Origin of the sequence: Micromonospora sp. NPDC005291, from assembly GCF_040607415.1 — a bacterium.
In the GTDB taxonomy this organism is placed as follows: domain Bacteria; phylum Actinomycetota; class Actinomycetes; order Mycobacteriales; family Micromonosporaceae; genus Micromonospora.
The window spans coordinates 91,884-112,175 of sequence record NZ_JBEXGR010000020.1; the positions used below are offsets into that span (position 1 = coordinate 91,884).

Annotated in this window: 19 protein-coding genes and 1 pseudogene; 9 read left to right on the forward strand and 11 right to left on the reverse strand. The window is 68.9% G+C overall.

Annotation, left to right across the window (positions count from 1 at the left end):
- The first annotated feature begins 50 nt into the window (after window positions 1-50).
- Genes ABZT18_RS24300 through ABZT18_RS24310 form a run of 3 tightly spaced genes read left to right on the forward strand, consistent with a single transcriptional unit; the run spans window position 51 to window position 1,680 of the window.
- Complete coding sequence (locus tag ABZT18_RS24300; protein ID WP_354997543.1) at window positions 51-344, forward strand: hypothetical protein; 294 nt, start codon at window positions 51-53, stop codon at window positions 342-344.
- Window positions 344-1,276 carry a methyltransferase domain-containing protein gene (locus ABZT18_RS24305; protein WP_354997544.1) on the forward strand — a complete coding sequence of 311 codons (933 nt, stop codon included), beginning with the start codon at window positions 344-346 and terminating at the stop codon, window positions 1,274-1,276. Before ABZT18_RS24300 ends, ABZT18_RS24305 begins: the two co-directional genes overlap by 1 nt.
- Before the next feature lie 14 nt (window positions 1,277-1,290).
- Entirely contained in the window at window positions 1,291-1,680 is a 390-nt protein-coding gene (locus tag ABZT18_RS24310) for a hypothetical protein (protein WP_354997545.1), read from the forward strand.
- Between the two features lie 98 nt (window positions 1,681-1,778).
- Here ABZT18_RS24310 and ABZT18_RS24315 read toward each other — a convergent pair.
- Window positions 1,779-1,865 (reverse strand): annotated as a pseudogene (locus ABZT18_RS24315) (repressor LexA); the annotation flags it as partial.
- 232 nt (window positions 1,866-2,097) lie between these two features.
- Between ABZT18_RS24315 and ABZT18_RS24320 the strand changes: the two are divergent.
- Complete coding sequence (locus ABZT18_RS24320) at window positions 2,098-2,964, forward strand: IS110 family transposase (RefSeq protein WP_354997578.1); 867 nt, start codon at window positions 2,098-2,100, stop codon at window positions 2,962-2,964.
- A 29-nt stretch (window positions 2,965-2,993) separates the two neighbouring features.
- Here ABZT18_RS24320 and ABZT18_RS24325 read toward each other — a convergent pair whose 3' ends face one another.
- The 4 genes from ABZT18_RS24325 to ABZT18_RS24340 are packed head-to-tail and all read right to left on the reverse strand — an operon-like array spanning window position 2,994 to window position 5,152.
- Window positions 2,994-3,575, reverse strand: coding sequence for a DinB family protein (locus ABZT18_RS24325; protein WP_354997546.1), 582 nt, complete (start codon window positions 3,573-3,575; stop codon window positions 2,994-2,996).
- Window positions 3,572-4,534 carry a hypothetical protein gene (locus ABZT18_RS24330; protein WP_354997547.1) on the reverse strand — a complete coding sequence of 321 codons (963 nt, stop codon included), beginning with the start codon at window positions 4,532-4,534 and terminating at the stop codon, window positions 3,572-3,574. Before ABZT18_RS24330 ends, ABZT18_RS24325 begins: the two co-directional genes overlap by 4 nt.
- A complete protein-coding gene (locus ABZT18_RS24335) occupies window positions 4,531-5,052 on the reverse strand; it encodes a rhodanese-like domain-containing protein (RefSeq protein ID WP_355252532.1) in 522 nt (173 codons plus the stop codon). The genes ABZT18_RS24330 and ABZT18_RS24335 overlap by 4 nt, the downstream gene beginning before the upstream one ends.
- Window positions 5,027-5,152 carry a hypothetical protein gene (locus ABZT18_RS24340; protein ID WP_354997549.1) on the reverse strand — a complete coding sequence of 42 codons (126 nt, stop codon included), beginning with the start codon at window positions 5,150-5,152 and terminating at the stop codon, window positions 5,027-5,029. The genes ABZT18_RS24335 and ABZT18_RS24340 overlap by 26 nt, the downstream gene beginning before the upstream one ends.
- A gap of 16 nt (window positions 5,153-5,168) precedes the next feature.
- Between ABZT18_RS24340 and ABZT18_RS24345 the strand changes: the two genes are divergently transcribed.
- A complete protein-coding gene (locus ABZT18_RS24345) occupies window positions 5,169-6,143 on the forward strand; it encodes a helix-turn-helix domain-containing protein (RefSeq protein ID WP_354997550.1) in 975 nt (324 codons plus the stop codon).
- Window positions 6,144-6,303: 160 nt separating this feature from the next.
- Window positions 6,304-6,456 (forward strand): DUF1348 family protein, encoded by a 153-nt coding sequence (locus ABZT18_RS24350; RefSeq protein WP_354997579.1) that lies wholly within the window; start codon window positions 6,304-6,306, stop codon window positions 6,454-6,456.
- A gap of 350 nt (window positions 6,457-6,806) precedes the next feature.
- Here the strand turns inward: ABZT18_RS24350 and ABZT18_RS24355 are convergent, their stop codons facing one another.
- From ABZT18_RS24355 to ABZT18_RS24370, 4 genes are all read right to left on the reverse strand, one after another.
- A complete protein-coding gene (locus ABZT18_RS24355; protein WP_354997551.1) occupies window positions 6,807-7,160 on the reverse strand; it encodes a nuclear transport factor 2 family protein in 354 nt (117 codons plus the stop codon).
- Window positions 7,161-7,963: 803 nt separating this feature from the next.
- Complete coding sequence (locus tag ABZT18_RS24360; protein ID WP_355252533.1) at window positions 7,964-8,809, reverse strand: NAD(P)-binding domain-containing protein; 846 nt, start codon at window positions 8,807-8,809, stop codon at window positions 7,964-7,966.
- A 145-nt stretch (window positions 8,810-8,954) separates the two neighbouring features.
- The gene (gene wrbA / locus ABZT18_RS24365) at window positions 8,955-9,596 is read right to left on the reverse strand and encodes an NAD(P)H:quinone oxidoreductase (RefSeq protein ID WP_354997554.1); all 642 of its coding nucleotides are present in this window, start codon (window positions 9,594-9,596) and stop codon (window positions 8,955-8,957) included.
- 49 nt (window positions 9,597-9,645) lie between these two features.
- Window positions 9,646-12,918: a BTAD domain-containing putative transcriptional regulator gene (locus tag ABZT18_RS24370; RefSeq protein ID WP_354997555.1), complete on the reverse strand. Its 3,273-nt coding sequence runs from the start codon at window positions 12,916-12,918 to the stop codon at window positions 9,646-9,648.
- Between the two features lie 129 nt (window positions 12,919-13,047).
- On the opposite strand from ABZT18_RS24370, the gene ABZT18_RS24375 reads away from it, so the two are divergent.
- The gene (locus tag ABZT18_RS24375) at window positions 13,048-14,301 is read left to right on the forward strand and encodes an MFS transporter (RefSeq protein WP_354997556.1); all 1,254 of its coding nucleotides are present in this window, start codon (window positions 13,048-13,050) and stop codon (window positions 14,299-14,301) included.
- A gap of 71 nt (window positions 14,302-14,372) precedes the next feature.
- Here ABZT18_RS24375 and ABZT18_RS24380 read toward each other — a convergent pair whose 3' ends face one another.
- A complete protein-coding gene (locus ABZT18_RS24380; RefSeq protein ID WP_354997557.1) occupies window positions 14,373-15,332 on the reverse strand; it encodes a helix-turn-helix domain-containing protein in 960 nt (319 codons plus the stop codon).
- A gap of 71 nt (window positions 15,333-15,403) precedes the next feature.
- Here ABZT18_RS24380 and ABZT18_RS24385 point away from each other — a divergent pair, with 71 nt between their 5' ends.
- The gene (locus ABZT18_RS24385) at window positions 15,404-15,727 is read left to right on the forward strand and encodes a cupin domain-containing protein (protein ID WP_354997558.1); all 324 of its coding nucleotides are present in this window, start codon (window positions 15,404-15,406) and stop codon (window positions 15,725-15,727) included.
- Window positions 15,728-15,829: 102 nt separating this feature from the next.
- Window positions 15,830-18,790, forward strand: a complete 2,961-nt coding sequence (locus ABZT18_RS24390; RefSeq protein ID WP_354997559.1) for a hypothetical protein — start codon at window positions 15,830-15,832, stop codon at window positions 18,788-18,790.
- Between the two features lie 1,084 nt (window positions 18,791-19,874).
- Here the strand turns inward: ABZT18_RS24390 and ABZT18_RS24395 are convergent.
- A complete protein-coding gene (locus ABZT18_RS24395) occupies window positions 19,875-20,282 on the reverse strand; it encodes a carboxymuconolactone decarboxylase family protein (RefSeq protein ID WP_354997560.1) in 408 nt (135 codons plus the stop codon).
- Window positions 20,283-20,292: the final 10 nt, after the last annotated feature.

The window sequence follows — 20,292 nt, forward strand, 5'->3', positions numbered from 1 at the left end:
AGTGTAGTGCTCTATTGGATAGAGACTAACTCTATCGAGAGGCGGCGGCTATGCCGTTCGGTGTGTTGCAGGAGATGCCCGGCGTCAGCGAGGCGGAATACCGGCAGGTGGAACGACACCTCGGACCGGATCGGCCGCCGGGACTCGTCGCCCATGTCGCGGGGCCGACCGAGGACGGCTGGCGAATCATCAATATCTGGCAGGACGAAGCGGCGTTCCGTCGGTTCCAGTCCGAACGGCTGGTCCGTGCTGCGGGATTGGCGGCGCAGGAGGACGGCTTCGACCCGACGAAGGCGGCCCACTTTCGATCGGTGATCGTCGACGGCACCGAGATGCCCTTCTGATGGCCGACGCCGCCACCCTGCGGTCCCGTAACGCCGATTTCTGGACGGGAGCGGCAGCTGGCTGGATTCGCCACGCCGATCGGCAGGACGAGATCGGTCGACCGCTGGGCGCGCCGGCAATGGATCAACTGGCCCCGCGGCCCGCCGAACGGATCCTTGATGTCGGCTGCGGCTGTGGCGGCACCACGGCCGAACTCGCCGCGGCGGTCGGCGGGACCGGCGCGGCGGTCGGTGTCGACATCGCCGAGGCGATGGTGACCGCCGCCCGGCAACGGTTCCCCACCGACCGGTACCCGGGCATCCAGTTCCACCTCGCCGACATCGAGACTCTCGATGTCGTGCCGGGAGCACCGTTCGACGCGGCTTTCTCGCGAATGACCCTGATGCTGTTGGCCGATCCGGTCGCCGGCTGCACCACGATCCGGCGATCACTACGCCCGGGAGGGCGCCTCGCCGCGACCGTCTTCCGCGATGGCAGCGTCAACCCGTGGCTGTTCGCGGCGATGCTCGGCGCAGCGCCGTACCTCGGGCCGTTGCCACGTCTACCAGTGGATGAAGAGCCCGGTCCGTTCTCCTTCGCCGATCCGGCGCGGCTCACCCGGGTCCTCACCGTCGCCGGCTTGACCGCAGTCACGATCACACCCTGCGACGTCACCATGAACGCTCCGGACGACGCCGACGTGGTGGCCGAATGGCTTATCGAGGTCGGTCCCGCCGGTGCCGCGTACCGGGCGGCTCCTCTTGCTGGGCAGGCTTCGGCCCGGGCGGGGGCGGCCCGGCTGCTCGATCGGTTTCGTGAGCCTGGCGTCGGCTACCGACTGCCCGCCGGCCTCTGGCTCGTCGCCGCGATCGCAGCCGCGGCTGAAGCGCCGTCCGCCACGGCCGGCCCACCGGCCATCCGCCACCGACACCCACGTCAGGACGAGAACTGATGAGAACGATCCGAATGCTCGCGCCGACCGTCTGTCTTGTGCTCACCCTGACGGCATGTGCCGACGCCAACGAGCCCGAGCCCTCCGGCGCAGCGTCGCCGGGCAATCCGGCAGCTGCCGACGCCGCGTCCAGCGCCGTCGGATCCGGTCCGGCCGGTGGCTCGACGCCGGTGTCGGCGGAGAAGGTGTGTGCCTACCTGGACGAGCAGTTGCCGACGCTGAGGGAAATCGGGTCCGAAACGGGCGTGATGGCCAACCTCACCGTGAACCTCTATTCCTGGTACGAGAAGCAGGGTGCTGTCCCGACCGGCCGTCAGATTGACGACCAGACCCGGCAGGAATGCCCGACGACCCGGACCGAGGTCCTCGAACTCGCCGGCATGGAGAGCTTCGAACGGCTGTAGCCGCGACAGTTAGGTGCCGCCGGTACCCCCACCGGCCAAGGTCGTGCACAGGATGCCGAGGGTGCAGGTGGCCGTGCGGTCCGCGGGAGGGCTCGAGCGCCGATCTCCCGCACCGTCGGTGGATACCCATGGCGCTCGACCCACTGCCGTATCGCGGCCCGGATCTGTTGTTGACGATGACTCAAGCCTGGCTGTCCCGTCCGGCTTGAAGTGGCACCTGGTGGCGAGTGCTGAGCTGCGGTCGTTCCAGGTGCGCCCGGACGAGATCGAGGTTGGTTGTCCGGATCTAGGTGGCACTTTCGGCGATGGGCTTGGCTGCCGTTGCTCGACCTGATCCCGGCTGGGTCAGGGGCGAATACGTAGGTAGGCCCGGTCATCGAAGCTGACCTGTCCGGGCAAGATCCGGCACTGATCGTCATCGACGGCGCCGGTTCCTACGGCGCCGTCTTCACCAAGCAGCTCATCGCAGCCGGCCTGGTCGTCGCCGAAGCACCCGACGTCGCGGCCATCAGCCGGCGCGGCCGCGGCAAGAGCGATGCGCTGGACGCCGTCGCGATGGCCCAAGCAGCACGTGGCCTGGACGTCAACCAGTTGCGCTGGCCCCGCACGAACGGTGCCAACTCCATCTTGCGGGTCTTGACCGTCGCCCGGGAACAGATGAGCGGTGAACGCACCCGCGCGGTCAACGCGCTGACCGCGCTGCTACGCACCGTCGACCTCGACGTCGACGCCCGCCGCGCCCTGACCACGACGACCATCACCACCATCGCGGCTTGGCGTACCCGCGGCGAAGATCCGACCCTGACCGTCTGCCGAACCGAGGCCATCCGCCTGGCCCGGCGCATCCGCGCCCTCGACACTGAACTCGCTGCCAACCACGCCGCCCTGCAAGCAGCTGTCTCTCAGCAGGCGCCGCAGCTACTTGACCTACCCGGCGTCGGCCCAGTCGTCGCCGCGACGGTCCTGCTGGCCTGGTCGCATCCCGGACGCATCCGCTCGGAAGCCGCGTTCGCCGCCCTTGCCGGCGCATCACCGCTACCGGCGTCATCCGGCAACACCACACGACACCGACTCAACCGCAGCGGCGACCGACGCCTCAACCGAGCCCTCTACACCGTCGCACTGGTCCGTATGGGCCACGACTCCCGCACCCGCGACTACGTCGCCCGCCGCACCGCCGAAGGCCGCACCAAACGCGAGGTCATGCGCAACCTCAAGCGCTACATCAGCAGGCAACTCTTCCGAACCCTCAACAGCGCCCAACCAGCTACCAGCACCACTTGACAGCTATAGAAGCATCTCACTGTCTGGGCTCAGGGTGTCCGGTCCGCAGGTGGAACCTCACAGGCTGTCATCCCGTGGGCGACAGCGACGGTTCTGGCGAGCTGGTTGAGATGGGCGAGATCGTGGCCGGCGATCTTGTCGACCATGAGATCGAACTGTTCGTCGCCCTGCTCACCATGGGTGCCCCAGCGCTGACCTTCGGCGGCCGGGATGCCGCGGAGCAGGGCTGCGTTCGCGGCACGGATCCCGGACCACGCGGCCAGCAGCCCGGTGACGTCCGGTCGGGGCAGCTGCGACCAGCGCTTCTCGTTGTACCCGGGGTACGTCGGCTTGTCCTCGGTGAGCACCAGCCGCCAGCGGAACCCGTAGACGATGTCGACGTCGAACAGGTGCCCGATGATCTGAGCGGCCGACCACTCGCCGTCGGCGAGCGGAACATGCCATTGAGCATCGGGTAACCCGTCGCAGACCCCCGCGGCGATGGTCGGGGTGGCCGCGTACACCTCGATCGGATCCCGGTCGCCCAGGGTGGCGATCAAGGCTTGTACGTACGCGGCCGGTTCGCGGGTGGCGTCCGGAATCTCGATCGGGACGATGGTGTGCATGCTCATGCGTGTGCTCCCAGTGGTGCTCTCGTGCCGAATGTCGGTGCCGGCCCGGCCGTTTGGTGGCAGGCGTGCCGGCGTATCGCTGTCGTCAGTTCGTCGAGTGTCCGGTGGTCATGCCGGAGATAGAGAACCGGCTCGACCAGCTCCAGCTCCCCGAGCAGCAGCCGGTCGGCGTCGTCCCGGAGCAGGTCGACCCGGGCGTACAGCGGCTGTTCCGGCAACAGGCCGACAATCCGCTCGGCGAGGGACCGTTCCTCGGGGGTGAGTTCGTGTGGGCTTCCTTGCCGGGTGGCCTCGATACCCCCGGTCAGGGCCGACTGCCGCCGGACCCCATGGCGGACCGCCCCGTCGATGACGATGACGGAAACCTCCCCGTCCCGGTCGACGCTTGCCAGGTACGGCTGCAGCATCGCGTCGCAATGCCCCAGGATCTGCCCGAGCAGCCGCTGCCCCTCGGCGCCACCGCACCCGACCTTGCCGGTCAGCCAGGCCGAGGCGGACACTGCGGGTTTGAGCAGAGCCGTTTCCCAACCCATGTCGTCGAGCAGTTGGCGCACGTCGGCATTGCTGCCCGGTGTGATCCAGACGGTCTCGACGGTGGGGATGCCCGCCGCGGCGAGCCCGATCAGGTACCGCTTGTGCAGATTCCAAGTCACCAGGCGCGGCGGGTTCAGCACGGTGGTTACCTTGCTGGCCTGGTCCAGCCAGCGGATGAACCGTTCCGGATGCAGATGGTAGTCCCAGACCGAGCGGATGACGCACGCGGTGGCGCTGTGCCAGGCCACGTCGGGATCGGTCCAGACGGCCACCGTGACCGGTACGCCGACGGCGAGCAATGCCTGGTGCAGTAACTGGTCATCGGCACCGAGTTCGGGCTGGTCGGCGCTGGTGACCAGATATACGGGGCCGGGGTCCGAGCCACCCCGCGACCGTTCGTCGCCGGTGGATGCCAGCGGATTCATACGATCAAGCCCCAGTCCAACGGCTTCTCCTCGCCGCGTACGACTGGTCGCCGCCCCTCGGTCGGGTGGCCCTCCCTGACCCAGTACTCGAGGCCACCGATCATCTCCTTGACCTGCCGCCCGTAGCGGCTCAGCCGCTCGGCGCCCTTGGTCGCCGCGTTGCAGGACGGGCCCCAGCAGTAGGTGACTAACAGGCCGGGCGGCAGCCCGGCGGCCGTCTCCTCGGTGATGTCCGCCCAGGGCAGGCTGACCGCACCAGGAAGGTGGGTCTTGGCGTAGTTGCCGGTGGGGCGGCAGTCGACGATGGTGAAGTCCATGGTGCCGGCGCTGATCGCGTTAGCGACGTCGGCCGGGTCCGCCTCGAAGGACAGCTTTCCACGGAAATGGGTGTTGGCCTCCTGCGGTTCCGCTGCTGGCGTGGCGGTGACCTGGCTCAGGGGTGCGGGGCGGTCTGGTTCTGGGTCATCGACGTTCCTTTCGGGTGTGGGCCTGTCAATCGCCCTTCGACGCGGCGACAAGGAAATTGGATGCGGTGAGAATGACGTCGGCGCGGATGAACACCAACGACAACTGTGCCGGGCGGCACCGGAGCGGGGTGAGTGCCGTGAACGACAGCACCCGCTAGATTTTCGTCATGCGATCAGAGGTCCATCACGTCGTCATGGTGGTGTCGGCGGGAATGCCGATCTTCGAGGCGGCGGTGCCGTGTGAGGTGTTCGGCATCGACCGGTCCGACCTCGTCTCACCGTGGTACCGGTTCTCCGTCGTAGGTATCGGTGCTGGTCCGGTCGCCCTCGCGGCGGGGTTCACCCTGACCGGAAGCGACACCTATGACGTCCTGGACCGGGCGGACACGCTCATCGTCCCGGCCTGCACGAACATCCACGAACAGCCGCCGCCCGACCAGGTCGCCGTCGTACGCGCCGCATACGAGCGCGGTACCCGGATCCTGTCGATCTGCTCCGGCGCGTTCCTGCTCGCCGCGGCCGGCGTGTTGGACGGCAGGCGCGCCACCACCCACTGGATGCATGCCGACGAGCTGGCCCGCCGCTATCCCGCCGTGCGCGTGGACCCCTCCGTGCTGTACGTCGACGACCACAACGTCGTCACCTCGGCCGGCACCGCCGCCGGCATCGACGCCTGCCTGCACCTGGTTCGCACTGACCACGGCGCCGCCGTCGCCGCCGAACTCGCCCGCCGCCTGGTCATCCCGCCGCACCGCGACGGCGGGCAGGCCCAGTACCACCGGCTCCCGCCGGCCAAGGTCAGCGACGACTGGCTCGGCAAGTTGCTCGACTGGGCCACCAACAACCTGCACGAACCGCTCACCACCACCGACCTCGCCACCCGGGCCCAGGTCAGCGTGCGCACCCTCGAACGACGGTTCGCCACCACCCTGAACACCTCACCCCTGCGGTGGCTGCTGGAGCAACGCATCCGGCAGGCGCAACAACTACTGGAAACCAGCGACCTACCCGTCGACCGGATCTCCAGCCGGTGCGGCTTCGGCACACCGGCCAGTCTGCGCGCCCATTTCGCCAGGACCGTCGGCGTACCACCGACCGCCTACCGGCGGACCTTTCGCACCCCGGCGGGGCTGTCCCGCTAACTTGACAGACCCGGCCGAGCTGACAGTCCGCTGCCTGGACGACCTGGTTGGTGAGGAAGGCGTCGTCCGCGAGCTGCTACCCGGTGCGGACGGGCCGGTCCCGGCGATCTACCTGGTGCCGTTGAAGCAGCTCTGGGCCTGGACCGACGACAGAATCGCGGTGCGGTTCGAGTACGAAAGCCGCGACGCAGACGGACAGTGGTGGCGCAGCCACGGCAACGAGCTGTGGCAGTTCGCCCCGGACGGGCTGATGGCGGTCCGCGAGGCAAGCATCAACGACTGCCAGATCGAGCCGCCGGAGCGGCGCCTCTGATTCGCGGATTTCCCACCTGCGGCCGGTGACAAACAGCAAATCTGCAAACCAAGATCGCCGGGGGCACCGTAGCGAGCGGCGCGCTGCAGACACTCAGCCGCAAGGAGTCGGGCGTCAACCCGACCCACCTCGCCGAGCTGTTCATCGAGCCGACGACGGGCCGATCGCCGGACCCGACACTGCGCGAGACCTTCCCGAACAACGGAGCCGCCTAGCACCTCTTCTTCTGGTGCCCGGACGGGACTGCCTCGGTGTCACTGACGGTCGGCGCCCCTTCATGAGGCGGTACACCACGGTGATGACCAGGAAGAGGGCGCCAACGAGCACGACGGTGATCGCGGCACTGACCGCTAGACCGGGACGAAGGTGGCGGCCAACACCCGCCAGTTGCCGTCCTCACGCACCCAAAGTCGGGTGTAGCGCAACCGCGCGGACACAGCGGCACCGCCCTGAACGGCATCCACCGCAGCGACCATGCAAGTCACCCCAGTCTGACCGTCTTCCTGGACGTCGAGTGACTCCTCCACCAGGCTGGTGATTCGCAGTGCACCGGAGCGGTAGCTCTCCACGTCGTCTTCCTTCGTAAAGACCGTGCCGTCCGGTCCGGCACCCACGACCTGCGGGTGCAGTAACGCGTCGAGGGACTCGACGTCGGCGGCGCGCTGGGCGGCTTGGAGTTGCCGTTCCGCGGTGAGGAGATCCATCCACCGATCCTCCGCAGCGCGCCGCAACAAGACAAGCGGGTTCGCTCGCGGCAGAACGGCGACGTCAGCCCGGTAGGGCGGTCACGGCACAACCGAACCTCGGCACGACCCTGGTCGGCCCAACTGAGAGGGTCTTCTGCCTTACTCCGCGGCGCGCAATCATCGGTCCTGTCGAACCTGGACATATGTCGGTGCCACGGGCGGCAGCTCCAGCGCGAGCCTGCGCGCGTTGTCCGCGGCAGTGGAAACCGCCAAGGTCCTACCGGAGCCTCCCCTCATGTCGACCCCCTGTCCTGCCTCGCTCGTATGTCTCTCCTGACCAGCACCACCGGGATGGAAAGGGCTCAGTGTCAGAGCCTCCGCCGGCCAAACGGCGCCCGATCCACTGTGCCCGACACCAGAGGCCGTGCCATCGCCACGGTGAACGAGACCGGCCTCATCAACTGGCACTACGACTGGGCCTGCCGCACGGTTGCCCTCAAGCCAGGCCAGGCAGACCTGGTTGGACCCGGGGGCCGAGGTCCGTCGGGAGGTTCGGCAGGTCTCGCCCCGCCAGCACCGCGTCCGGGTCCTGGAGCACGGGCGCGGTGCAGCGCACCGCCAAGATCCGCACACCTTCAAGGATGTAGGGGCATCCGTCGCGTGTGAGGCCCCTACATCCCTGAATTTGCTGCCACGGCGGACTGGCGCGGCGCGCCCCGTTCTCGACACCCGCTTGTCACATCTTCATCGGAAGCCACGTGCGGCGGTTCGGGTCTCGTGGTGGGATCCTGCGCTGCTGTCGGCTTACCGGGCAACCGCGATCATGACTTCGCCAACAGCTCGAACAAGCTCGAGAATCCCTGAGCGCCGAAACCGTCAGCGATCCTGCGATCCATCAGATCCTTGACCTCTCGCATCCGCACAACGTCCACGCCGATGGATTCCCGGTGGCTGATCAGGTCGTCCATCAGCGCGGCCTGGACATTGAGCGCACCGAGATCCGGTGGATAGTCGCCGGTCCTGACCGCGTTGCCGATTGAGGTCAACAGCGGTGACAGCGAGGCCACGGAACTTGCGGCACGCTCGGCGAAATCCGCCACGTCGGCGCCCTCCGCCTGGACCAGCCTGAGCGTGTGCAGGAACCCGATAAGAATCTCGTAGCCCATCGCGACCTGCGCCATGAACTCCACGGCGGCCGAACCGGCGTCTTCCCCGTGGTAGACGACAGTGCCCAACTCCCGCAGCATCGGCCCGTGCGCCTCGAATGCGCTGCGGGAACCGCTGAACGGGAACATGACGTTTGGCGTACCGACGTACGGCGGGTCTCCCATGATTTTGCCATCGAGGTACGCGGCGCCGCGCTCATTCGCCCAGCGCTCATTCGCGCGTGCCTGCTGAGGAGAGCCGCTGGTCAGGTTCACCAGCACCGTGCCTGCGGCTGCGGCGTCCACGGCACCGAGCACCTCGTCGACCGCCGTGCTATCGAGCAGGCACACCACGACGAGCCGGCTCGCGGCCACCGCCTCAGCGGCCGTCGGGGCCGCCGTAGCGCCACTGTCGACCAACGGCAGGGCCTTGCTCGCGGTCCGGTTCCAGACCGTCGTGCGATATCCGCGGCTGATGAACGTCCTGGCGATCGCCGATCCCATGTCGCCGAGACCGAGCACGGTGACCTGGCTGGCCCGGTCAGTCAGACCATCGGTTGTCGTTGTCAGCATGATGTCCTTTCGTCATTCACTTGGGGTGGTCCAGGTGGGTCAGGTGGCGAAGATCGGGCCCGAGCGCACCAGTGCCGCTCCCGGCACCGCGTTGCTACCCGCGCTGGCTGTCCGCACGGGCGGCGGCGACAGCGGCTGCCACGCGGGTGAGGCGCGCGCCCTGAAAGCAGGCCGTCCGGAGAACGGCTTTGGCGTACTCGGGATCCCGGCTGGCGCGGCTCTCCACCTGGCTGACGCCGTACGGGTTTCCGCCAGCGGCGTGGGCGGTGTCGTAGTTCAGGTAGCCCGTGGGCAGGGTGATCGCCCCCCAGTGGTGGAAGGTCTGGTAGAGGCTGAGCAAGGTCGCCTCCTGGCCGCCGTGTTCCTCGTACGTGGCGGTGAAGCCGGTCGCCGGCTTATCCGCCAACTCCTCCGCCTGCCACGGGGCACTCGTGGTGTCGAGGAACTGGCGCAGCTGGGCGCAGACGTTCCCGAAACGGGTCGGCGTGCCGAAGGCGTACCCGTTGGCCCACCGAAGGTCGTCCAGGGTGGCGAGCGGGATGTCGGCCGTGGCGTCGAGGTGGGCTCGCCACCGCGGTTTGGCATCGACCACCTGCTCCGGCGCCAGCTCTGCCACCCGGCGCAGGCGGACCTCCGCCCCGGCGTCGGCGGCTCCGTCGACGAATGCCTGCGCGAGCCGGTGCACGGTGCCGGTGGCGGAGTAGTAGATGACGGCGATCCTGGCGTCGGTCTGCACGGTTACCCCCTGGGTCGGCTCGGTTCTCGGTCAACCGTGCCGAGCGGGCTTACCGTTCGCTGACCATCTCCTGACCGACGCCGCTGAGCGCCTGTCCGTCGAGGTCGAGCGGTGCGGTGCGGCTCATCTCGACAGCGAGTTCCTCGCTGCCCAGCGCCTCTCGCAGGCGGGAGGTGACGCGCTGGACGTCATGCTGCTCGCCGGGAGGCAGCGGCGCTCCGGCGGCCTCACGCAGCGTCCGAGCCGCGTTGAGCAGGCGCGCGGCGCAGCGATGGTCACCGCCGAGGCTGGTGGCCCCGGCCAGGCCCTCCAGGGCCAGTGCGACCGCCCGGGGATCTCCGGTGGCACGCGCCGCGTCGAGGGATTCACTGTGGCGGCGCTCGGCGAGGGCAGCATCACCACGGTGCTCCGCGATGAACCCCAACTCGGCCAGCGCGAGCGCGCAGCCTGGCAGGTAGCCGGCGCGGCGGTTCCAGTCGAGCAGGTCATGCAGCTGGGTCTCGGCGGCGTCGAGGTCGCCCCGCCGTCGCGCGATCATCGCCAGGCCCGTGCCGGCGAAGGCGGCGGCGGAGCGGCTCGACTGTTCCCGCGCCACCTGAAGCGCGCGGTCGTGATTGACGGTGGCCTCATCGAGGTCGCCGCTCAATATGGCGAGCCGGCCGATGCTTGCCAACTGCCGGGGCACCGACGTCCACAGCCGCAGGTGTTCGGCGATGCGCAGCGCCTCCCGGTAGTGCGCGGCGGCCCGATCGTAGTCGCCGTGAATCTCGGCCAGGGTTCCCAACAGGCTCGTCGGATGCACCTGTCCCCAGCGGTCGCCCAGTTGTCCGAACAGCGACCGGCTGGTCTCGCAGTCACGCTGCGCGGCGGGCAGGTCGCTGCGGAGGACGAGCGCGAGGTCCGCTCGGGTGGCGCAGGCGGCAGCGATGCCCCACCGGTCCCCGTTGGCGCGGAACGCCGCCAGCGCCGCGTCGACCAGGACGGCGGCCTCGCCCGGATCGCCGGAGCCGAGCATCATGAAGGCGAACAACCACTGCGCGAACGCCTTCTCCGGCCCGTCGGCGTCCTGGTAGCTCTCCAGGATCCGCTGCCGGGGAGCGGTCGGGTCACCGTCCCGGGTGGCGAGGGCGGTCAGCCACATGTCCGCATGTCGCCGCAGGGCGCCCGGTGCGACGTCGTCCTCGCTCCTCGCGACGATATCCAGCGCCGTTCGCAGTGACCGGCGCAGCTCTCCGAACCGACCCCGGAGCAGCCGGTACCAGGACAACGAGGTGGCGAGCGCCAGGCCCACGCGGGCCTGGCCGTCGGTGGCGGCGACGTCGAGCGCCGCCCGGAGGTTCGCGTTCTCGGCGTCGAGTTCACCGAGCGCGCGACTCTGATCATGACCGCGTAGCCGCCCGGCGGCCTGCTCGGCGAGACGGGCGAAACACGCGGTGTACCGGCGACGCGTCGCGGGCAGTTCGCCGGCGCTGTCGAGCTGTTCGAGACCGTAGGCAGCCACCGTCTCCGACAGCCGATAGCGTCGCGGGCTCTCACCGTGCCGCACCATGACCAGCGATCGGTCGATCAGGCGTGCCAGCACATCGAGGACCGCATCCGGTTCCACCTGCCCACCCGGGCATACCTGCTCGGCGGCGGCCAGGGTGGCACCGTCGGCGAAGACCGCCAGCCTGCGCAGCACTGCGCGTTCGGGAGGCGACAGCAACTCCCAGCTCCAGTCGACCATCGCGCGGAGCCCCTGCTGACGCGGCGGCGCGGTGCGCCGGCCGGAGGACAACAGTCGGAAGCGGTCGTCGAGCCGCGCCGCCAGCTCGCTCGGGTCGAGAACGGGCAGACGGGACGCGGCCAGTTCCAGCGCCAGCGGTACGCCGTCCAGACGCCGACAGATGGTGGCGATCGTGTCCGTGTTCCCCTCATCGATGGTGAACCCCGGATCGGTGGCGCGGGCACGAGCCACGAAGAGCCGCACCGCCGAGGTCTCGGCGATCTGCTCCGCGGTGTCCCCGGGCTCCGGCAGGGCCAGCGGCGGCACCGGATGGACGACCTCGCCGGGGATCCCGAGCGGTTCGCGGCTCGTCGCCAGGATGCGCAGGTTGGCCGCGGCGCCGAGAAGTTTCTCGGTCAGTTGGGCGATCGGCGCCACCACGTGTTCGCAGTTGTCGAGCAGCAACAGCATCCGACGATCCCGTAGCGCGGCGACCAGCCGGTCCATCGGCTCGCGTGGTCGCTCACCGGGCAGGCCGGGCGGACTGTCGTCCCGGATCTCCAGAGTCGCCGCCACCATGTCGACGACCTCGGTGCAGGTCGCCTCGTCGTCGCACTGCGGCAGGCCAGCCAGCTCGACGAGCCACACTCCCGCGGGGAACGTGTCGGCCAGCACGCGAGCGGCCTCGAGCGCCAACCTGCTTTTCCCCACCCCACCCAGACCCGTGAGGGTCACCAGCCGCTCGGTGGTCAGCCGCTCCCGTACCGCCGCAACGGCCGCGTCGCGCCCGATCAATCCGCCGTACGGGCCGGGTGACAGCGGTGCCGGTAGGTTGCTTCGGCCCGGAGTCGACGGCGGTGCCGGCGGTTGCAGGGCGGGGTCCTGTCGCAGGATCGAGCGGTGCAGCTCGGCCAACTCCTGGCCCGGATCGATACCAAGTTCGTCGCGTACCCGCCGGCGGAACCGCTCGTAGGCGGACAGTGCCTCATGCTGGCGTCCCGAGCCGTACAGGGCGCGCAGGTGCGCGGCCCGGAGTCGTTCACGCCACGGGTGGCGGGCGACCAGGTCACCCAGCTCACCGGCGAGCAGGTGGTGCTCACCAAGCTCAAGCCGGGCCTCGGCCAACTCCTCCAGCGCGGCCAGGCGCTGGTCGTTGAGCCGCTCGGCCGCCTGGCGCACGAACCGCTCGTCACCGAAGTCGGCGTACGGGGAACCGCGCCACAGCGACAGGGCCTCGGTCAGCGCGGCCGCCCGCCCGGCTGGCTCCCGGTGCGTGCCCGCTCGTACCACCAGGGCGGCGAAGCGACCGGCGTCGACCGATTCCGGCGACGTCCGCAGCCGGTAGCCGGCGTCACCGGACTCCACCAGCGCACGGCCACCCGCTTCAACCGTCCCCAGCGCACGGCGCAGCTGCGACACCTTGGTCTGCAGTGCCCCGAGCGCGTTGCCCGGCGCCTCCGCACCCCAGAGATCCTCGATCAGCCGGTCGGCGGTCACCGGGCGCCCCTCGTGAACCAGCAGGTCAGCCAGCAGACCACGGACCTTCAGGCCGGGCACGGTGACAGGTTCGCCGTCCGACGTCCACACGGCGATCTCGCCCAGCACCCCGAACCTCACCGCTTCACACTAGCCAGTCAGCTGTCCCCGCCCCACGAACGTGCTCAGCGGAACGCGGCGCCAGTCGGCCGTCAGTTGACGGTAAGTAACCCCGGCCAGGCTGAACCGAGCCGACACCGGAGGAATGACATGGATCGTCCACAGCCGCGCCGAGCTGCCCACGGCCACCGGCAGGTCGCCCCAGGGCGGGTGGCCACACCCTGGCTCGCCCTGCTGGCCGGCCCGCTGTCGTACGGGATTGCCGCACCGGCCCTGCTCCTCGACGACCTGGCGCACACACTGGGTACCGGGGAAAAGGGCGCGGCCGCTGGCGTCACCGCCTTCGGCTGGGGGATCGCGTTGGGAACGCCGCTGTTGGCGGCGCTGCTGGCCCGTCGCGGCGTACGAGCGGTCCTGACCGTCTCGGCCGCGCTGTTGGTCACGGGGACGCTCGTCCTCGTGCTGGTGCCGAGCATGCCGGCGATGATGGCAGGCGCGGCGGTGCAGGCACTGGGGTCCGCTGGCCTCACCGTGACGGCGATGAAACTGGCCGACTCGGCCCGACAGATGGGGGTGGTCGCCGCATCGCTGGCGGTCGTCGGGGCCACCGGCCCGCTGACCGGCGCACTGGTTGCCGACATCTCCTCGTGGCAGGCGGCGCTGGCGTTGCCGCTGCTGGCGGTGCTCGCCGTGCCGGCGGCACGCCGCGGCACCACCGCGCCGGACGCGGTGCCGGCATCGTTCGATCCCATCGGCATGGCTCTCCTGGCCATGCTGGTCACCGCAGCCGTCCTCATTCCACACCGACCGCTGGTAGCCGCCCCGGCCACCGCCGCGCTGCTGCTCCTACTGGTGACCTGGATCAACGCCCGTCCGGACGGCTTCCTGCCTGCGGCGGTGGCACGCAACGGCCGCTTCCTCGCGGCGTCCGCGCTGGCCTTCGCCCTGGGAGTGCTGAACTTCGCCCTGCTCTACGCCGCGCCGACCCTGCTGCGACAACACGCGGGATGGGACAGCACCCGCAGCGGGATCGTGCTGCTGGCGCCGTACCTGCTCGGCGGCTTCTGCTCCGCGTTCCTGGTCGCGGCGTCCGTGCGGGTGTCACGCCGCGTCGCGGTCGCCGCGTTGCTCGCCACCGGCGCCGCCGCGCCGCTGTTAGCGGCGACCACCACCGCCGCCGTGCCGCTGCTAGCGGCGACCACCGCCGTACCGCTGCTGCTAGCGGCGATGACGCTCGCCTCCCTGTCCGCCTCGACCGGCCAAGGCGTACTCGCACTGCATGCGACCGGCGTCGTATCCGCCTCCCACCGGGCCGAAGCCCTGGGTCTGTTCAACCTCGCCTACCTGCTCAGCGTCGCGTTCGGACCAGCGATTGCCCTGATGCTCTCGCACCCAACCGCCTGATCGCCGGTGATGGGCCGCCCGCTGCGGAGTTGCCAGCGAGGCGGCTCTGGCTCGGAGTCGTGGCGTGCGGTCTACGTGCTCGCGCCGCGGCCGAAGGAGCGGCGGTAGGCGGTTGGTGTGGTGTTCACCGTGGTGCGGAAACGGCGGCGCAGGTTGGTGGCCGTGGACAGGCCGACTCTGGTCGCGATTGTCTCGACCGGCAGATCGGTCTCCTCCAACAGCGCTCGCGCGGCCGTGATGCGGTGCTGGAGCAGCCACTGTCCTGGGCTGATACCCAGTTGCGCGGTGAATCTGCGGGCGAGTGTGCGCGGGGACATTCTGGCCTGTGCGGCGAGGTCGTTGACGGTGAGCGGCTCGTGCAGTCTCTCTGCGGCCCAATCGAGGACGGGGGCCAAGGACACCGGAGTGTGCGCGGTCAGGGATGCTGCGGCGTACTGCAGCTGCCCGCCCTCGCGGTGCGGCGGCATGACCATGTGCCGGGCGATCTGGTTGGCGTGAGCGGCGCCGTGGTCATTGCGGACCAGGTGCAGGCACAGGTCGATGCCGGCCGCGGTGCCTGCGCTTGTCGCGACGTCGCCGAGGTCGATGTACAGACTGTCGGCTTCGACGTGCACGCCCTGAAACCGGGCGGCGAACTCGGCGGCCATTCGCCAGTGAGTGGTCGCCCTGCGCTGATCGAGCAGCCCGGTGTGGGCGAGCAGAAAGGCGCCGGAGCAGATGGCGACGATGCGGGCGCCGCGCCTGTGGGCGCGCCGCAGCGCATCGATCACGGCGGACGGCGCGGGCTGCTCGCGGCGTTGCCAACCCGGAATCACCACAGTGTCCGCGGTCTCGAGCGCGTGCAACCCACTGGTGACCGCCATGTCGTAACCGGCCATGGTGGGCACGATGCCCGGTTGCTCGGCACACACGTCGAACCGGTAGTTGACCGGTAGACCGGGGCGCCGCACCCCGAACACCTCAGCGACACAGGCGAGTTCGAAGGTGGACTGCGGCGGCAGGACCAGGGCGACCACCCGATGAATGATCATGGCAGGAATGTACCTGACAACGTCATTGCAGACACTGGCCGGTGCGGCGCGAACACGACGATCATGACTGCATGACGAATGCATCCGATGATGTGCAGATCCTGCAGGTCGATGAGGTAGAACCCGTCGAGGTCGTCCCCGGCATCGTCCGGCGACGCCTGCCGGCGACCGAGCGGGCCCGTGGCTGGATGTACGACTTCGCTCCGGGAACGGAGTGGCCAGAGGTGGACGTGCACGAGGGCGAGGAGCGCTACTACGTGGTGTCGGGTGAGTTCATCGATCGTGGCCACCGCCTGGGGCCGGGCAGTTACGTGGTGTTTGCTCCGGGCAGCACGCACCGCCCGCGTACCGAGACCGGCGCACGCATGATCGGCATCAGCATCGTCGCGATGTAGCCGGCAATCCCGAACACGCCGTCGGAGATCGGGCTCGTGATCTGCCGGCGAATCTGCACGTGCGACCCGATACGTCCAACAATCTCCAGCTAGGGGCGGTAGATGAGGAAGATTCTGGCTCTGGTCACAGCGACGGTAGTTCTGGCCGGGGCAGTGTCTACCAGTGGCGCTGCGCAGGCGGCCCCCGACCCAGACACCGCGCGAGCCGCCAGCCGTGCCATTGGCACCGCTCCAGCGCCGCACACCCCCGAGCCGGACCTGAATACCCCGCCGGTTCCGAGGCCGAAGCCGTTCGCGGAGGCCCCGCCCAGCATCGCGCCGCACAAGGCAGTCACTCCGCCCGACTTCGGACCGGACGAACGGATCCTCTCGGCGTACCACCGGGGCAAGCTCTCCCGGGACGACGCGGTGCGGTACGGACTCACCGCGCTTCGCTCGCCCCGGGCAGTACCCGCCCACCTACGGCAGACCGGTGCCATCCGCGACCCGCAGCGGTACCTGACCTACCTCTCGATGCTGGCGGCGAGCGTTGAGCCCGAGGCGGCGAGGATGATCGCGCCGGACGTCGCCGCGCCGGCTGCCGCCCCTGCGGCGGCCGGCTACGACGACTGCGCCGCCGAGCCGTTCGACTATCTCGGTGTCACCTACCGCTGCCGGGCATCCGCCGGCGAGTTCCTCATCCTGTTCAACATCGCCGGAGCAGGCCGACCGGGCATTCCGGCGGACTACCATTCCAACGGCCGGGCCAAGGCCGTCCAGCACCTACTGAACTCGCTCGCGATCGCTGTCGACGAGTATCGCGAGATGGGTTACCCGCTGCCGGTGCGCGACGGCAAGCCGTGGGTGTTGGTCTACGGCGTTGACGAGATCCCTGTCGTCGGCGGTGTCGGGTTGGAGATTGACGCGCCTTTCGTGTTGCCGTTCGGGCTCAATCAGCAGGCCACCATCCTGGTGCCGAACGGGCAGACCGACTGGGACTACCTGCCCCGGCATGAGCTGTTCCACGTCATGCAGTACCAGTACTGGGACAAGTCTGACGTCAGTCTCGATTTCCTCGCCAGCTGGGTGCGCGGTAAGGAGTTCGGTTCGATGAACTGGTGGATGGAGGCCACCGCGGAGTGGGCCGCCCACCAGACCTACGTCCGGGAGCCGTACCTGCCCATCCCCGGCGAGGAAAAGCTATATGCGCGCAACGTCTACGACGTGCTCAGCATGCCGGGCTCAGCGCTCAACTCGTGGGGTGGCCTGGGAGGCGGCCCGCAGTACGGCGCGTTCCTGCTGCCCACCTATCTCACTGAGCAGATCGACCCGGTCTTCGTGCGGCGGACCTGGGAAAGCATCCGGGACCACGATCATCTGCCGATCGAGGCGATCCGGCACGCCGCGCAGGGCTATGGCCTGAACTTCAAGGACATGCTGCTGGGCTACCACATCGCCAACTATCGGCTGGCCAAGGCGAACGCCGCCCCCGCCCCGACGGTGGACGCGTGGCGCAGCTACGGCTACACGGATATCGACACGAAATTGTGGCGTGACAACATCTCCGCCCTGAGTGGGACGAGCGGCGACGTTCTTGGCGGCGCGAGGCCGGCCCGCAAGAGTCACTCCACCGCCGCTGGCACGCACGTGGAGTACCAAGACATTCTGCGCAAGGGCGGCGCCGTCTACCACGACTTCCGGGCCGTCCAGAATTCCGGCGACCCGGGCTGCGGGTACTGCTCGACACTGTTGATCGACACGAGCAAGGACGCCAACCGCAGCTCAGCAGTGGTCATCTGGTCGCCGGCTGGCAGCGCTGGCACGCAGGTGAAGTACCCGAGCATCAAGACGATGCGCTACCCCGACGCCGGTGGCCTGATCACCGTGCCGGACTTCGCCTACCCCATGGTCGCCACCCTGGTGACGACCTGGACCGAGTTGGGCATCCACTCCGCCGACGCGGACAGCAGCCCGAAGACGTTCAGCACCTACGTGGAGACCACGCTGCCGCTCACCGGCCGCTCGTGCGTCCTGCGGCCGCTGTCGGTGCGCAGCGTGGAGACCACCGTCGAACCGGAGGGCACATTCAACCGGTACGCCGCCAGCACGCGGGACGGCTGGACCGGCGGTGACTCCACGTACTCGGTGAAGCTGCCCGACGGTCGGATCGTCTGGCTGTTCTCCGACACCTGGATGGGACCGCTCAACGGCGACGGCACCCGACCAGTCAGCGCACCACTGGTCAACAACACATTCGTGGTGCAAAGCGGCGGGACCCTGACCACCTACCAGGGCGGCACCGCCGGGGCTCCGCGAGCGTTGATGCCGCCCTCCGGACCAGGTAAGTGGTACTGGGTCGGTGATGGTCACCTCTCCGGCGGGCAACTCCAGGTGGTGTACCAGGAATACGAGCGCTTCGGCTCCGGCGCCTGGGACTGGCGGTTCAACCGCAACGTGGTGGCGAACTTCGCCCTGTCCAACCTACGAACCCCGGTCAGCGTCCGACAGCTACCCTCGGCCAGCGGCGTCGCCTGGGGCTCGGCGCTCCTGCCGGCCAGCCGCAGCGGCGACGGCTACACCTACGTCTACGGCGTGGACGACTCCCCGATCAACAAACAGATGCGCATCGCACGCGTGTACGGCAGCGACCTCGCCACCGGCACCTGGCAATACCACACGCCGTGGGGCTGGACGTTCCGCGAGCAGAACTCCCGCAACCTGCTGACCGGGATCGCCAACGAATACAGCGTCACGCCCTGGGGCGGACAGTTCCTGCTGCTCAGCCAGGACAGTACCCAGGCGTTCAGCGGCCAGATCAACGCCTGGACGTCCTGCTCACCGTACGGTCCGTTCACCCAGAAGACCCCTGTTTACCGGATGCCCGAACCCGGACCATATGGCAGCTACTGGAACCCGAACGTCATCTCGTACAACGCCCACGTGCACGCGGCGTTCAGCTCCGGCGACACGTTCATCGCGTCGTACAACGTCAACAGCATGGACACCCGCGTCTCGCCCGACGGCGACCACTACCGTGACCCGAGCATCTACCGCCCTCGCTTCTTCCGCTTCACCCTCGGATAGGCCCTTCCGGTGTCGGCACCGACCCGTGTCCGCCACCGGATCCCGTGAAGAAGCCGTCATTTCGTCCTTGTGGACGCCGACCTGGCCTACGCCTAACAGGCGGCAGCGGCTCCAGCGCCGCCCACACTGCGTCGGTCAGGTCGTGCGACCTCGCTACATCTCGAACACCGACACGCGAAGATCCTCACCCAACAGCCCACCGCCCGGTGCGAGCCCGATCTAGGGGGAGCAGGTCGGGAGCAGCGGGGTGCCCCGAACGGCCGTGAACTGCGTCCAAGGCATCGAACGTTCCTCAACTGCACCCAGCCCTGCCTGCGGCTCCACGTTCCAGCAGGTCAGAGTCGGTGCGGCGTCCTGTTTCACACCGGAGTGCTCTGCGGTTCTGGGTTGCGATCGGCGGTTCTCTATGTCGCCTGGCAGGGGAGTGTGCGCAGGTCAAGGAGGTAAGGAGCTGTTGGTTGGCCTGGCCTTGCAACTGGGAGCAGATTGGGTGCAGGTTGGCGAAGTGGTCATCGCGTCCGAAGTGCTCACCGACGCCGGGCATAGACGAGGGCTCTGACTTGCGGTGATGCGGTCGAGCAGTGCGCCGTGACCTCCCGGTAGAGGTCGAAGTGGTCAGGCGTCCTGCTGCCGGGGATGGCCGGCGCCGGCAGGCGTCTCGGGCCGCCTAACGCCACGCCTGTAGGTGTGCTGTAGGTCGATGTGAAGCGTTGTGGAGGGCTTGCTGGGGTCGGCCGCGGTTCCGTCATTTGAGACTCCGATCCCACGGGCAACGCCCTGACCAGGCGCTTCGGGGTGAAGACCTCTTCGGCGGGCCCGAAGGTGTCAGCCTTGACGTTGCCCGATTGCCAGTCGGGCGGTGTCCGCTCATGGCCGATGAGTGCTCAGCCGATCTTGCCGGCATTCAATGACTGATCCCGATGGCGAGATATCAGACGAATGCCCTTCGCCGCTCGCATGGCTCTGCGGAGAGCGCCGCAGGCCCAAACACGGAAATCGACACACGAAGCAACACCTTGTCGCACGTCGAACCAGGAGGGTGGAGGTGACGGCAGGTGTGTCCGACAGGGCGACGACGGCCGGGTCATCCGGCCGGGGTGGGGCGGACGGGTAGTAAGTTGCGCTCTGCGAAGACCTTCTTGGCGACGAGCGTGGCGTTGACGGCCCGCGGCACGCCGCAGTAGACCACCGCCTGCAGCAGCGCCTCGACTATCTCCGACGGCGTCAGGCCCGCGTTGAGTGCCCCGTTGACGTGCACCTCTAGCTGGGCCTCGGCGTCACCGAGGCCGGTCAGGATGCCGAGGGTGAGCAGCTCCCGGTCCCGGCGCGCGAGCTGGGGCCGGAGGTAGAGATCCCCGTAGGACCAGGCGACGGAGCGACGGCTGAGGTCGGGTGAGACGTCGGCGAGGGCTTCCAGGAGTCTCTGCCCGGCGCCGCCGTCGGCCTGCCGCAGCGCCTCAAGACCGCGCTCGTACTGTTCGTCTTCCGCCATGGTCACGCCC

Excerpts from the sequence above, each read along its gene's own strand:
- ABZT18_RS24300 (WP_354997543.1), top strand. The coding sequence starts at position 51 with ATGCCGTTCGGTGTGTTGCAGGAGATGCCCGGCGTCAGCGAGGCGGAA.
- ABZT18_RS24305 (WP_354997544.1), top strand. The coding sequence starts at position 344 with ATGGCCGACGCCGCCACCCTGCGGTCCCGTAACGCCGATTTCTGGACG.
- ABZT18_RS24310 (WP_354997545.1), top strand. The coding sequence starts at position 1,291 with ATGCTCGCGCCGACCGTCTGTCTTGTGCTCACCCTGACGGCATGTGCC.
- ABZT18_RS24325 (WP_354997546.1), bottom strand. The coding sequence starts at position 3,575 with ATGAGCATGCACACCATCGTCCCGATCGAGATTCCGGACGCCACCCGC.
- ABZT18_RS24330 (WP_354997547.1), bottom strand. The coding sequence starts at position 4,534 with ATGAATCCGCTGGCATCCACCGGCGACGAACGGTCGCGGGGTGGCTCG.
- ABZT18_RS24345 (WP_354997550.1), top strand. The coding sequence starts at position 5,169 with ATGCGATCAGAGGTCCATCACGTCGTCATGGTGGTGTCGGCGGGAATG.
- ABZT18_RS24355 (WP_354997551.1), bottom strand. The coding sequence starts at position 7,160 with ATGGATCTCCTCACCGCGGAACGGCAACTCCAAGCCGCCCAGCGCGCC.
- ABZT18_RS24375 (WP_354997556.1), top strand. The coding sequence starts at position 13,048 with ATGGATCGTCCACAGCCGCGCCGAGCTGCCCACGGCCACCGGCAGGTC.
- ABZT18_RS24380 (WP_354997557.1), bottom strand. The coding sequence starts at position 15,332 with ATGATCATTCATCGGGTGGTCGCCCTGGTCCTGCCGCCGCAGTCCACC.
- ABZT18_RS24385 (WP_354997558.1), top strand. The coding sequence starts at position 15,404 with ATGACGAATGCATCCGATGATGTGCAGATCCTGCAGGTCGATGAGGTA.
- ABZT18_RS24390 (WP_354997559.1), top strand. The coding sequence starts at position 15,830 with ATGAGGAAGATTCTGGCTCTGGTCACAGCGACGGTAGTTCTGGCCGGG.
- ABZT18_RS24395 (WP_354997560.1), bottom strand. The coding sequence starts at position 20,282 with ATGGCGGAAGACGAACAGTACGAGCGCGGTCTTGAGGCGCTGCGGCAG.